Here is a 13804-nt window from a genome sequence, read left to right on the forward strand (position 1 = left end):
TTTAGGTAAACGCAAAACTAGCACTTTTTATTTTATAGTAAAAATAATTAATCTGTAAGCGTTTGCCTTATAGTTCTACTTATAATCCTTTAAATCAATACTTTGTGTTTTCAGGAGCGGGATAGTATACGTATTAATTTAATATTATCTGCGTCCCCCGATATGCTTGTTCACCAGGTTTTCCCTTTTAGTATACTAATATACGGTTTTCAGGATATGCTGTGATATGGTAAGCAATTTTTCCTTTTCCAGCGTCTACTGGTTGGTCGATTCAGGGAATAAATATAGAGTAATTTTATTATGTTTGCGCAAATTCCCTGCATGAAATTTTATGGACTGTGTTACATACTGTTAAGTACAGTGACCTGGCTGTTGCCAGGGTATGCAGCAGGCCGTACAGTACCCCATGCAGATCATTCCGTGCTCGCTACCGGCACATGGTATAAACTGGCCATTCCCAGGGAAGGAATATATAAAATCGACAAGACCCTGCTGAACAGCATGGGTATCAATACTTCGGCTGCAATTCGCCTGTATGGCACCGGTGGCCGTATGCTTCCCGAAGCTGTCAGCAGCCCCCGGTACGATGATCTTCCGGAAGTAGCTTTAATGGCAATAGATGATTACCTGCTGTTTTATGCGCCGGGACCTCATAGCTGGAGTTACCAGGGAAGTACCTATGCACATACACTCAATCTCTATAGCGATACCGCCTATTACTTTCTGCAGGTCGGCAGCGGTGGGAAGCGCATTATTACTGATGCTGCGACCCCGGAACCTACCACCACTGTGCAGTATTTTGATTATCACGACTATTATGAGAATGATAGCCTGAATCTGCTGCAGAGTGGCAAACAATGGTGGGGGCCGGTTTTTAGTGCCACCCGGTCCACAAGGACCATTCCCTTTACTTTACCTTTTGTACCAGCCTCATTAAGTATCAATACCAGGGTAGGTGCACGCAGCGGCGGCGGGAGTACCTTAACCATTTCAGTCAATGGTACTCCCGCGGGCTCCCTAAGCCTGGGTGCTATCACCGGCAATATATTCGAAGCATTTGCCACTACCACGTCAGGCACTTTTACAACGGCTCCTGCAGGGACCAGTTTCCCGGTGACATATACATTTACGCCGGGAGCAAGTGGTGCAACCGGGTGGTTGGATTATATCAACCTGAATGCACGCATGCCATTAGAGTTAACGAACCATACGCCACTTTTTTTCAGAGATGCCGCAAGTATAGGGCAAACACCAAAATTTCTGTTGCAAAACGCCAGTGCAGCGACCCGGATATGGGATATCACAGATCCTATAACGCCAATACAGATCACCACAAGTCTGAATGGCAACACCTTATCATTTTCCCGTGCATCGGCTTCACTACATGAATATGTGGCATTCGAAAATCAGGGATTGCTGACGCCTGCCTATATGGGTACAGTCGCTAATCAGGACCTGCATAGTAGCAGCGGCGTGAATATGCTGATCATTACTACCAATACTTTGTCCGCTGCTGCCCGGCGGCTGGCCAGCTGGCATACGTCGCACGACGGACTGTCTGTACAGGTAGCAGATGTTTCGCAGATCTTTACAGAATTTGGTGCAGGAAGTCCTGATCCTACCGCCATCCGTGACTTTATTAAAATGGTGTACGACAGGGGAGGGCTGCAATATGTATTGCTCTTCGGTGATGCATCATATGATTATAAATATCGTATTAACGGCAACACTAATCTGGTGCCTACCTGGCAATCTGCTGTGTCGATAGATCCTATTTATGCTTATCCTTCTGATGATTACTTTGGTTTTCTTTCTGATGCAGATGATATCAACGATGCAGGCATGGCAAATCAAATGGTAGCAGGGGTGGGGCGCCTGCCGGTAAAAAATATGACTGAAGCAGATATTGTAGTCAATAAGATTATTAATTACCACGACGCTGCCAGGTACGGCCGCTGGCAACAGCATATCACTTTTGTAGCAGATGACGGAGATGACAACCTCCACTTACAGGATGCAGAAAGTATGAGTGCCATCACCGCGCAAAACTGGCCTGCTGGCAGGATTAACAAGATTTACCTGGATGCTTATCCCAAAGTAGCTGATGCGGGTGGAAGTCGTTATCCTGCAGTGAATACAGCCATTGCCGAAGATATGTATGAAGGTACCCTGATCTGGAATTACACAGGTCACGGCAATTATTCCCGCTTGGCAGAAGAAGTGGTGATGGATGCTTCCTCACTTTCTTCCTGGAAGAACAGCACTAAATTGCCATTGTTCATCACTGCTACCTGCGACTTTGCGCCTTTTGATAATCCTGCCTACAATTCACTGGGAGAGCAGGTTTTGCTACAGGAGAACGGAGGTGGTATCGCACTGATGACAACTACAAGGGCTGTGTTTGCAGCATCGAACAAGGTATTGAACGCCAACTATCTGACTAAACTCCTGACACCTGGAATCGATGGTAAAATGCCTACCCTTGGTACTGCTGCGATGGAAGCCAAGAACCTGACTTACAGCACTTACAGTGATATTCCCAATAACAGAAAGTTCCAGCTCCTGGGAGATCCTGCATTGACACTCGCGTTCCCACAATATCATGTTGTAACAGATTCGCTGTTGGATGCAAACGGGCAGGTAGCCGACACGATGAAGGCTATGGGAAAATATACATTCAAGGCACATATAGAAGATGCGCAGGGCAATACAGTCAATGATTACAGGGGTAGGATGTACACCACTATATACGACAAACCTGCGGCGCAATATACCCTGGGTAATGATGCCGGAAGTACGAAAACAAGTTTTTACCTGCAGCATCATGTTTTATTTAGTGGGCAGCAAACGATAGAAAATGGTCAGATTTCCGGTACCTTTATCGTCCCGCTGGATATTGATTATACCACAGGGGCAGGAAGTATCAGTTATTTCGGCACAGATAGCATAACTACGGCAGGAGGAATGTATACTGCGTTCCAGGTTGCAGGCAGTGCTACGGAAACGGATATGGATACGCAAGGTCCTGCGATTAGTGGCTATCTCAATGGCAGTGGATTTGTCAACGGAGATATTACCAGTGAAAACCCGGTGTTATACCTACAGCTTTACGACCTTCATGGCATAAATACTACGGGAAATGGTATTGGGCATGATATAGTAGCCACCCTTGATGGAGATAATAACCAGTATTATATACTGAACAACTTTTTTGCCGCTTCGCCAGACAGTTATCAGTCGGGATCAATCACTTACCCGCTATATGGATTGTCTGAGGGGGGGCATACACTAACAATCAAAGTATGGGATACCTATAACAATTCCAGTACTTACATAGTAAGGTTCAGAGTGGTCCGGTCGTCGCAGGTACTCATTCAGAATGCCGGTTGCTATCCAAACCCATTTCATGACCAGACAACCTTTACGATTGAGCATAATCAGCAGGGTGAGGAGCTTGATATAACCATCAAAATCTTCACGCTGGCAGGGCAACAAATAAAAACTATCCGGCATACAATAAATGCTGCAGGTAGCCGTTATCTAGGGGCGAATTGGGACGGCAGGAACGATGCCGGAGCCAAGATGCCGCCTGGGATCTATTTCTATAACATTATGGTAAATGCTAATGGCAACAGGAAGATTTTAGGTGGAAAAGTGATCTTACATTGACCTATGCATCAAAAGAATAGACTAGATTCGCAAATCCCTAGCCAGGCCCCTGTTTAAGATTTATTCTAAATTTGGAATTATTTTTACATTTCGTTCTAAACACTATTGCATGTATAACTGCATGAACAAGACGGCAACACTAAAAAATGTAATTTTCACCTGTTGCATGTTTCTCAGCTTATCAACCGCAGCACAAATTACCACCGGCCAGCTTGATGGTCGTACCAACACCATCAATACAGCGGTGCCGTTTCTGCGCATCTCTCCTGATGCAAGGGCCGGTGCGATGGGTGATGTCGGTGTTGCCACGTCTCCTGATGCGAACTCTATTTATTGGAACCAGGCTAAACTGCCTTTTGCCACTACAAGATCAGCCATCTCTGTTACCTACACTCCCTGGTTGAAAGAACTGGTGAATGACGTATTCCTTGCGAATTTAGCAGGTTATTATCAGCTGGATGAGTTCCAGACCGTTTCTGGTTCACTGCGTTATTTTTCACTCGGTACTATCAACTTTACCGATATTAACGGTACCCCAACGTCTGATTTCCGCCCTCGTGAGTATGCCCTGGATGCAGGCTATTCCCGTAAGCTGTCTGACAACTTCTCTGTTGCTATCGCAGCCCGCTATATTTACTCCAATCTCGCCAGTGGTGATGTGAATGGCCAGGTGATCAAGCCAGGTACAGCCTTCGCTACCGACCTGTCCCTGTTCTATACCAAAGATTTTGAAAAGGACGACGGGGTGAAAAATACCTGGAATGTCGGTGCCGCCTTTACTAACATCGGTACCAAGATCTCTTATACATCCTCTGCCACCAATAAGGACTTCATCCCTACCAACATGGGCCTGGGTACTTCGTACACCTTTGGCCTGGACCAGATGAACAAGATCATGCTTGCCCTGGATATCAACAAACTGCTGGTGCCTACACCAGATAGCAATGGTGATTACAGGAACAAGAGCGTAATTGCCGGTATCTTTTCCTCATTTGGCGATGCTCCGGGTGGTATGTCTGAAGAACTGCAGGAAATAAGCGTGTCAGCGGGTGGTGAATATTCCTACAACGACCAGTTCTTTGTTCGCACCGGCTACTTTTATGAAAACAAAAACAAAGGTAACCGCAAGTATGTAACTGCTGGTATCGGTGTAAAATACAATATGTTCGGGCTGAACTTCTCTTACCTGGTTCCTTCAGGAAATGGTATCCAGCGTAACCCATTGTCCAACACACTCCGCTTCTCGCTGGTGTTTGACCTTGGTTTCAAAGCTGATCATAATGAGGCTACATGGTAAGATAGCTGATATTGAAATAGTTAATATTTTTTTAAAATATATAAATCCCTCGGATATTTCCGGGGGATTTTTAATTTGCACCCAGAACCACTTATATTAACGACAACTATGGCAAAACTGAGAATTGGATTAGGCGTTGATTTTCACCAATTAACGGAAGGAAGAGATTTTTGGCTGGGAGGTATATTGGTACCTCACCATAAAGGAGCCCTGGGCCACAGCGATGCCGATGTGCTACTGCACGCTATTTGCGATGCTATGCTGGGAGCCGCCAGCTTGGGCGATATCGGTGTTCACTTCCCGGATACAGACAACGCTTATAAAGGTATAGACAGCAAAATCCTCTTACAACGCACCCAACAGCTGGTGGCCGAGAAAGGTTACCAGGTGGTCAATATCGATAGCACACTCTGCCTGCAGGCACCTAAGATCAAACCTTATGTACCCCAGATGCAGGAAGTGATCGCCAACATCCTGAAACTGACTACCGAAGACGTATCTATCAAAGCTACCACCACAGAGAAGCTGGGATTTGTAGGCCGTGAAGAAGGCGTCGTTGCCTATGCAACGGTGTTGCTGGAGAAGGAGGAAGTGCCTTACACTCGTTAAAACCAGATAATTAGTAATATCTTTGTTCAATGGCAGCTATTACAGTCAAAATAATTAACAAATCTGCGAATCCACTTCCTTCATATGCCACTGCCGATGCGGCAGGCATGGACCTGAGAGCAAACCTTGAAACAGCCATCACCCTGCAACCCCTCGAAAGGGTCCTGGTGCCTACAGGTCTGTTCATGGAACTGCCAGGTGGTTATGAAGCACAGATTAGACCCCGCAGTGGTCTGGCCTTCAAACAGGGCCTGACTATCCTGAATACACCTGGTACAATAGATGCCGATTACAGAGGGGAAATTAAAATAATCCTGATCAATTTGTCCAACGAGCCACAGGTAGTAGCCCCAGGCGAAAGGATCGCCCAAATGGTGATCGCTCCTTATATCCAGGCCAACCTGGAAGCCGTAGCGCTGCTCACCGAAACTGACCGGGGTGCCGGCGGCTTTGGACATACCGGAAAATCATAATATGCACAGGTCGCTTAAAAAGAATGAAACTGCCACACAATTCGCAACCCACTTGCCAGACTTTAGTCGTTTTGCAGGGGCGTTGCTGTTTTTATTGTTGGGAGTCGGCTTTTTAAGTGCCTGCAAAAGCAGTAAACCTGCTACCACAAGAGCAACTACTGTTTATATCAAAGACCCTACTATCTTACAGCAGCGTGCCGATAGCTTGTTCTTTGCTGCCGAACGCTCCAAGATCTTAGGCGACTACCGTACCGCTATTACCCAGTTCTCCGATTACCTCCGCCTCATCAGAACGAATCCTACCGCTTATTATGAGCTGTCAAGACTGTTCATGGAGGTGCGCAATCCAGGGTATGCACTGGGTTTTGCAAAGAAAGCAGCTGGCATGGACACCACCAACAAGTGGTTTCAGATTACCCTGGCCGATGCTTTTGGCCTGGCGGGGCAATTTGACAGCGCATCTGCTGTATATGGCAAGCTGGCCATTCAATACCCTGATAATGATGAATATCTCTACAACAAAGGGATGTTCCTCACCAAAGCAGAACAACCGGAAGCAGCGCTCGCTGTTTTCAATGAACTGGAAAAGAAAGTAGGACTGGTGGAAGAACTGGCCATCCAGAAAGAAAGGTTGCTGCTCAAGCTGGATAGGGTAGACGATGCCGCAGAAGAGATTCACAAACTGATCAATCAGTACCCCGGCGAAGTAAGATATTACCTGCTGCTGGCAGACATTTATAATGCCAATGACCGGAAGGAAGAGGCCATCGCCCTGTACAAAAGCAGTCTTGCACTGGACTCCGCAAATCCCAGAGCACTGATCGCACTGGCAAACAACGCCAAAAAGGATGGAGACCATGCCCAGTACTGGAACTACCTTACCCGCGCTTTTGCCAACCCTGACTACAACATTGACGAAAAAGTATCATACGTATATCCCTACCTGCAAATGCAGGGAACCGATACCTCTAAACTCCGGGAAGGATTAATACTTTCCCAGTTAGTTATAGAAGCACACCCTGATGAAGCAAAAGCTTACGCGCTACAGGCAGATATGTACTCGCAGGCAAATATGCTGGATAGTGCGCTCTATGATTACAAAAGAGCTGTGGCACTCGATTCCACACGTTATAGTGTATGGTACCAGTTAATGTGGATCTATAGCCGGAAGGATGATGCGGCTAACTTGCTGAAAGTGAGCAACCTGGTTGCTCAGCGGTTCCCAAAGGAATTTATGGGCCACTATTTTCAAGGGGTGGCGAACTTTTTGCTACAGAATTATCCGGCAACCATTGAAGCACTCAATGAGGCTTTAATAAACGGTAATGTAGATAAGAGTATGAGGGCAGATGTATATTCCCTGCTGGGAGATGCATACCACGCTACAGGGCAGCACGAAGATTCAGACAGCAGTTACGACCGTTCTCTGTTGCTGAAACCTAATGATGCCACGGTGTTGAACAACTACAGCTATTACCTGTCACTGAGAGGGGAACAATTGACAAAAGCAGAATCGATGTCCCGCCGTTCAATGGAGCTGGATCCGGCAAGCATCAATTACATGGATACATATGCCTGGGTAATGTTCAGAATGGGCAGATACGAACTGGCAAAACAATGGATGGAAAAAGCCCTGCAATCGCCGCAGGCAAAAGAAAATCCAGGTATGCTGGAGCACTATGGCGATATACTTTTTAACCTCCACGATGTGGACAAAGCCCTGGAATATTGGCGCCTGGCAAAAGAAAAAGGGGCTAACTCCGTAGACCTTGCCCGCAAAATTGCAGAGAAACGGTACATACTGGCAACAGAACGTGAATAAGGGATAACAAAAGATCATGATGAAGCAAACATTAGCACTTATAGCATTAGGTATTGTAAGCACGGGATTGTTTTCATGCAGGCATAGCCGTCACATAGCCGGTACGTCTTTTCCTGTTACAGACACTTCAAAACATACAGTAGTCACTGATAGCGCCACCAACGCAGCAGCAACTGCATTCAATAAAGACCTGCTGAACAAAATCCACAGCAACGTCATCAAATACAACACCTTTTCAGCTAAACTGAAGGTGGACTATGAATCAGATACCAAGTCTCCTCCTGAATTGACGGCCAATATCCGTATGAAGAAGGATAGCATTATCTGGATCTCGGTATCCGCTCCCATCATTGGTGAGGTGGCACGTGCCATTATCACCCCGGATAGCCTCAGGGCTGTGAATAAAATGGATAAAAAAGTATACCTGCGCGATATGAAAAACGCACAGGATCTCCTCAATATCCCGTTCGACTTCAAGACACTCCAGGATATGTTTATCGGCAATCCGGTCTTCCTCACAGATTCTATCTTCCAGGTAGTTAAAACCCCGGCTGTTGTCTCGTTCAGTTGTGAAAGCGACCTATTTACAAGTCTGTTCAATGTATTTGCAGATGACTATGTATTGCAGCAGAGCAAGGTAATGGATAAGGACAAGGAAAAAGGACGCTCCTGCGAACTGACATACGGTGAATACAAAACAATGGGTGGACATAAGTTTGCAACCCGTCGCCGCGTTTTTGTAGAAGCAAAAGGTGTAACGAAGATCAACATGGATTTTAACAAGGTTGACTTCGACCAGCCTGTCAGCTTCCCATTCACAATTCCTGCAGCTTATTCAAAGGAATAGTGGGTGATGTGCTGTATTGAACATGAAATTTGTAAATTGCCATTTTGCAGTTATCTTTAAAACCATCATGCTGAATCTGAAGAAGTTTCTCCCACTAGTATTAGCAATCGGATTATTACCGGCCTTGCTCCACGCACAGGCGCCCACGCAATCGCGGGAAGAACTTGAGCATAAGAAAAGAGAGCTGCAGAGGGAAATCGATGAAGCCAATCAGGCCCTGAAGGAAACCAAAAAATCCACAAGGGAAAGCCTCAGCCAGCTGCGGGCGCTGAAAGAGAAGATTACGCTGCGTTCTCGCCTCATCAATAGTATCAACGAAGAAATTAACTTCATCAACGGAGATATCAATACCGCCTATCGTGACATCAAGACCCTGGAGAAAGATCTGGATACACTGAAGTCACAATACGCACAACTGGTCGTATATGCCTATAAGAACCGCAGCACTTACGACATGCTGAATTTTATCTTCTCTGCACAGACTTTCAACGACGCCATCAAGCGTTATCAATACCTGAAACAATATCGTGATTATCGTCGCCGGCAGGCAGACAATATCCTGTCTACACAGGTATTGCTGAACAAGAAGATTGAGAGTCTCCGTCAGCAGAAAGAGAAACGTTCCGGTACCCTGAAAACAGAACAGGAACAACGTACCATCCTGGAAGCCGATAAAAAGGAAAAGGATGATGTACTCACTAATCTGAAAGGACGGGAAAAAGAACTGGTAGCAGATATCAATAAGAATAAAAAGGATGCACAGAAAGTGCAGGCTGCTATCCAGGCGGTAATCCGTCGTGAGATAGAGCTGGAAAGGAAGAAGGCAGAAGAGGAAGCACTGGCAAAACGTAAAGCAGCAGAGGAGAAGAAACGCCGGGAAGAAGCTGCCCGTAAAGCCGCCGCTGCGGCCGCCGCAGCAGCGGCCGCCAATAAGGCAGCGGAAAATAATACGGCTAAGAATGAACCTGCTACACCTAAACCAGCGGCTCCGGAACCTAAACCCGAAGTGGTGAAAACTCCGCCGCCAGCCCCGGTAGAAGATAAGCCCGTACGTACAGAGAACGTGCTGGAAGCAACACCGGAAGCACTGGCATTGTCTGAGAGCTTTGAAAATAACAGGGGAAAATTACCATGGCCGGTAGCATCCGGCAATGTGATAGGACACTTCGGCCGCCAGCAACACGCCGTAATGGAAAGGATCACAGTAGAGAATGACGGCGTGATCATTGGTACCGCCAAAGGCGCACCCGTGAAAGCAATCTTTACCGGAGAGGTGAGAAAGGTAGCGGTGATACCCGGCGGAGGTTCTCTGGTGATTATCCGGCATGGTCAGTACTTTACCAACTATGCAAGGCTGCAATCTGTCAACGTCAAGTCTGGTGATAAAGTGACAACAGGACAGGTGATCGGTACAGCAGGCACAAATGAACTCGAAAATCTCGGGGAAGTAGAGTTGCAGATCTATAAAGGGGTTGTCAGACAAAACCCTGAATCCTGGATCCGTAGAAAATAAGATCCGCAACGAAGCTAAAAGAAAACAATTATATCAAAATTGAGAAGGCGCGCTGTTTCAGCGCGCCTTCTCAATTTCTAAAAAGGGTGAAGAGCTTAGCTTTTCACCCTTTTTACTTTATCTTAAAACCAATGTCTTATTGATCACCTCTTCATACAACGCCTCATATTGCGGGATCACATTATTGATGTGAAAACGCTGCGCCTGCTCCAAAGCGCCCTTTCTTACCCTCGCCAGCTTCTGCTCATCCGTCAGCAACTCTATCGCATGCTTCGCCATACTATTCACATCACCCACCGGGCTCAAATAGCCTGTCTCTCCATGTATATTTACCTCTGGTAATCCACCGGCATTGGAAGATATCACCGGTACCTCTGCTGCCATCGCTTCCAGCGCCGCCAGACCAAAACTCTCATAATCCGAAGGCAAAAGGAATAAATCAGAAATAGACATTACATCTTCCAGCTGCTCCTGCTTCCCTACAAATCTTACATCACTGCACAGTCCCATCTCCCTGCACATACACTCAATGGTCGGTCTGTCCGGACCATCACCTACCAACAGCAACTTAGCCGGTACCTGTTCCCTTACCTGGGCAAACACCTTGATCACATCCGGCACTCTCTTCACCTTACGGAAGTTCGACACATGCAGTAACACCTTCTCTCCATTGGGTGCAATGGCATCCCTGAAGTGTTTCAGTTCCGCCTCTCTGCGCTTAAACCGCTCAGTATCAACAAAATTGTAAATAACTTCAATGTCTTTTTCGATCTGGAAGGACTTATAGGTTTCCTCTCTCAGGTTATTAGAAACCGCCGTAATAGCATCAGACTCATTAATAGAGAAAGTGACTACAGGGGCATAAGTCTTATCCTTACCTACCAGGGTGATATCCGTACCATGCAGGGTGGTGATAAATGGCACAATTCTGCCAGTCTTACTTACGATCTGCTTAGCGAGGTAAGCAGTAGACGCATGGGGAATAGCATAATGCACATGCAGCAGATCCAGCTGCTGGTTGAGAATAACATCCACCATCGTACTACTCAATGCTGATTCATAAGGAGGGAAGTCAAAAAGAGGGTAGGTCGGTACCTGCACCTCATGATAATATATATTGGCATGGAAGGCATTCAATCTTACAGGTTGCTGATACGTGATAAAATGTACCATATGCCCCTTATCCGCCAGGGCTTTTCCAAGTTCCGTTGCCAGTACGCCACTACCCCCATAAGTAGGGTAACATACTATTCCTATACGCATGTTTATTTTTTTAGAATGGATAACACCGAATGCAGATCGCTTCTTGCAGAACACGGCTTACATTATTACAGGTACACAAAATTATAACATTTTAGCATGACATATCGGGAATTTGGGATTAACGGTGGTTGCAGGCGTCCAAAAAGGGGAATTTCCTTCATTTACACCACCGCTTATCTATACGTAATGGAGTCATCCGGGGGTAAATTTCCATTGCCGGCAGCCGCAGCTGTGCGTTATATATGGCTGTGAGGAAGGCTTTGACCAAACACTGCCCGGTAGGGTTCCTCCATCACCACCTATCCATGTTAATTTTGAATTAACAGGTAGTAATGATTAGTTTTAGCCCTTAAATTGACTGTGTATATATGTCTATGAGAAGATACATTTTGCCGGTATTGCTTAGCTGCACATTGCCGGCGCTAGCACAACAGAAAGAGGATAATTCTCTGGCGTTCCGCCGTATTGCCAATGAAATCCTGACCAACAGTAAGGCATATGCCAACCTGAAAGTATTGACTACTGAGGTAGGTGGCCGCCTGGCAGGTTCCCCTGGCATGGTCAAAGCCGAGAAATGGGGGGTAGAGACCCTGAAAGAAGCCGGTGCTGATACCGTTTACCTGCAGGAATGTATGGTGCCTCACTGGGTAAGGGGTGCCAAAGAAGAAGCACGTATCATCAGCCGTCGCCGCGATTTTATTCCGCCACTGGCTGTACTGGCCCTTGGTAACTCTGTAGGCAGCGGTCCTGCCGGCGTTACTGCCCCTGTTGTAGAAGTCAGTTCTTTCGAAGACCTGGATGCAAAGAAGGACCAGGTAAAAGGAAAGATCGTGTTTTATAACTATCATTTTAATCCCACCTTCATCCACACTTTCGAAGCATATGGTGATGCCGTGAAATACAGGGGGCATGGTGCCAGCGCTGCGGCTAAATATGGCGCTGTTGCGGTGATTGTACGCTCTATGTCACATGGTGCCAACAACTACCCCCATACCGGCGCAATGAGTTACGACGAAGCCTATCCAAAGATTCCGGCTGTAGCCATTGGCCTGGAGCATGCAGACCTGCTGAGCAACCGGCTGAAAAATGATAAGGACATGAAAGTGTACCTCCGCACCAATGCCAGGATGCTGCCTGACACCATTGGTCACAATGTGATCGCTGAACTGAGAGGTAGTGAACATCCTGAACAGATCATCACCGTAGGCGGCCACCTGGATTCATGGGATGTAAACGAAGGTGCGCATGACGATGGCACCGGTTGTGTACAGGCAATTGAGATACTGAGAACGTTCAAGGCGTTGGGTATTCGTCCTAAGCACACCCTGAGAGTGGTATTATTCGCTAACGAAGAAAACGGTACGCGCGGTGGGAAAAAATATGCAGAAGTAGCCAAAGCGAAAAACGAACAGCATATCTTCGCATTAGAGAGTGATGCAGGTGGATTTACCCCCCGTGGATTTGCATTTACCATGCCCGCGGAAAAGAGAGCAAAGATCCAGTCCTGGGCACCTTTATTCCGTCCTTATGAAGTGACTGATTTTACAGAAGTAGGCGGTGGTGTAGATGTTGGCCAGATAGCAGAGGCAATGGGCATCCCAATGGGGGAACTGCTACCGGATTCACAAAGATATTTCGACCTGCACCATGCGGCGAACGATGTATTCTCTGCTGTGAACAAACGTGAACTGGAACTGGGTGCATTCAGCATGGCTGGTTTATTGTACATGATAGATCAATACGGACTTTAACAAAAAAACATACTATGGGCAGGTTCCTTTTTACTGTAATTGCAGTGGTGGTGTTGCTGATAGCGGGTGTAGCAGGATACAGGTATTATTTCGTGTTTGGCCGTGGCGTAAAAGCCGGTGAGCTAAACTATTTTGTAGAGAAAGGGTATGTCTTCAAGACTTATGAAGGCAGACTGATACAGAGTGGCTATCGCTCCAGACAGCCGGGTGCCCTGCAATCCAATGAATTTCGTTTTTCAGTGACCAGCGACAGAGTGGCGGAACAGTTGATGCGGAGTAGTGGTAAGTTTGTGGAGCTGCATTACAAGGAATACCTTGGGGCTTTGCCCTGGCGTGGATTCAGCAATTTTATCGTGGATAGTGTGATATCTGTTAAAGATCCCGTTTATTAGCAGGTGTAAGCATGAGGGCAGTTCCAGGCTGTGTTGGAAAGAAGATGTAAAACCCGTCAAACGCCCCGGGAGAATTTTATAAGAAGAATACCTGTTTGCATCAGATAACCGGATAAAAGGGACCTGTATTATCTTTCAGGGAACCGGGAAGGTTAGACAGGTGCTTAA

At 46.6% G+C, this 13804-nt stretch carries 10 protein-coding genes; 9 read left to right on the plus strand and 1 reads right to left on the minus strand.

From position 1 onward, the window contains the following. Positions 1-321 precede the first annotated feature (321 nt). The 7 genes from porU (at position 322) to ABDW33_RS03820 (ending at position 10230) form a co-directional block, all read left to right on the plus strand. Positions 322-3669 carry a type IX secretion system sortase PorU gene (porU, locus tag ABDW33_RS03790; protein WP_343688738.1) on the plus strand — a complete coding sequence of 1116 codons (3348 nt, stop codon included), beginning with the start codon at positions 322-324 and terminating at the stop codon, positions 3667-3669. A 166-nt stretch (positions 3670-3835) separates the two neighbouring features. Next, a complete protein-coding gene (gene porV, locus ABDW33_RS03795; RefSeq protein ID WP_343688739.1) occupies positions 3836-4966 on the plus strand; it encodes a type IX secretion system outer membrane channel protein PorV in 1131 nt (376 codons plus the stop codon). Between the two features lie 108 nt (positions 4967-5074). Beyond that, positions 5075-5575 carry a 2-C-methyl-D-erythritol 2,4-cyclodiphosphate synthase gene (ispF, locus tag ABDW33_RS03800; protein ID WP_343688740.1) on the plus strand — a complete coding sequence of 167 codons (501 nt, stop codon included), beginning with the start codon at positions 5075-5077 and terminating at the stop codon, positions 5573-5575. Between the two features lie 29 nt (positions 5576-5604). Beyond that, complete coding sequence (gene dut, locus ABDW33_RS03805) at positions 5605-6048, plus strand: dUTP diphosphatase (RefSeq protein ID WP_343688741.1); 444 nt, start codon at positions 5605-5607, stop codon at positions 6046-6048. A gap of 1 nt (position 6049) precedes the next feature. Further along, complete coding sequence (locus ABDW33_RS03810; protein WP_343688742.1) at positions 6050-7870, plus strand: tetratricopeptide repeat protein; 1821 nt, start codon at positions 6050-6052, stop codon at positions 7868-7870. 16 nt (positions 7871-7886) lie between these two features. After that, positions 7887-8717, plus strand: a complete 831-nt coding sequence (locus ABDW33_RS03815; protein ID WP_343688743.1) for a DUF4292 domain-containing protein — start codon at positions 7887-7889, stop codon at positions 8715-8717. Between the two features lie 22 nt (positions 8718-8739). Continuing rightward, positions 8740-10230 carry a peptidoglycan DD-metalloendopeptidase family protein gene (locus ABDW33_RS03820; protein WP_343688744.1) on the plus strand — a complete coding sequence of 497 codons (1491 nt, stop codon included), beginning with the start codon at positions 8740-8742 and terminating at the stop codon, positions 10228-10230. 117 nt (positions 10231-10347) lie between these two features. On the opposite strand, the gene bshA is transcribed toward ABDW33_RS03820, so the two are convergent. Next, complete coding sequence (gene bshA / locus ABDW33_RS03825; RefSeq protein ID WP_343688745.1) at positions 10348-11493, minus strand: N-acetyl-alpha-D-glucosaminyl L-malate synthase BshA; 1146 nt, start codon at positions 11491-11493, stop codon at positions 10348-10350. Positions 11494-11867: 374 nt separating this feature from the next. On the opposite strand from bshA, the gene ABDW33_RS03830 reads away from it, so the two are divergent. Together ABDW33_RS03830 and ABDW33_RS03835 are read left to right on the plus strand one after the other, a co-directional pair. After that, on the plus strand, positions 11868-13244 hold the full coding sequence (locus ABDW33_RS03830; protein WP_343688746.1) for a M20/M25/M40 family metallo-hydrolase: 1377 nt from the start codon (positions 11868-11870) through the stop codon (positions 13242-13244). Positions 13245-13258: 14 nt separating this feature from the next. Next, positions 13259-13636, plus strand: coding sequence for a hypothetical protein (locus ABDW33_RS03835; protein ID WP_343688747.1), 378 nt, complete (start codon positions 13259-13261; stop codon positions 13634-13636). Positions 13637-13804: the final 168 nt, after the last annotated feature.

It is taken from the genome of Chitinophaga sp. (genome assembly GCF_039596155.1).
Classification (GTDB): Bacteria; Bacteroidota; Bacteroidia; order Chitinophagales; family Chitinophagaceae; genus Chitinophaga.

Coding starts and splice junctions, on each gene's coding strand:
- ABDW33_RS03835 (WP_343688747.1), top strand. CDS start 13,259: ATGGGCAGGTTCCTTTTTACTGTAATTGCAGTGGTGGTGTTGCTGATA.
- porV (WP_343688739.1), top strand. CDS start 3,836: ATGTTTCTCAGCTTATCAACCGCAGCACAAATTACCACCGGCCAGCTT.
- porU (WP_343688738.1), top strand. CDS start 322: ATGAAATTTTATGGACTGTGTTACATACTGTTAAGTACAGTGACCTGG.
- ABDW33_RS03830 (WP_343688746.1), top strand. CDS start 11,868: ATGAGAAGATACATTTTGCCGGTATTGCTTAGCTGCACATTGCCGGCG.
- ispF (WP_343688740.1), top strand. CDS start 5,075: ATGGCAAAACTGAGAATTGGATTAGGCGTTGATTTTCACCAATTAACG.
- bshA (WP_343688745.1), bottom strand. CDS start 11,493: ATGCGTATAGGAATAGTATGTTACCCTACTTATGGGGGTAGTGGCGTA.
- ABDW33_RS03810 (WP_343688742.1), top strand. CDS start 6,050: ATGCACAGGTCGCTTAAAAAGAATGAAACTGCCACACAATTCGCAACC.
- dut (WP_343688741.1), top strand. CDS start 5,605: ATGGCAGCTATTACAGTCAAAATAATTAACAAATCTGCGAATCCACTT.
- ABDW33_RS03815 (WP_343688743.1), top strand. CDS start 7,887: ATGATGAAGCAAACATTAGCACTTATAGCATTAGGTATTGTAAGCACG.
- ABDW33_RS03820 (WP_343688744.1), top strand. CDS start 8,740: ATGAAATTTGTAAATTGCCATTTTGCAGTTATCTTTAAAACCATCATG.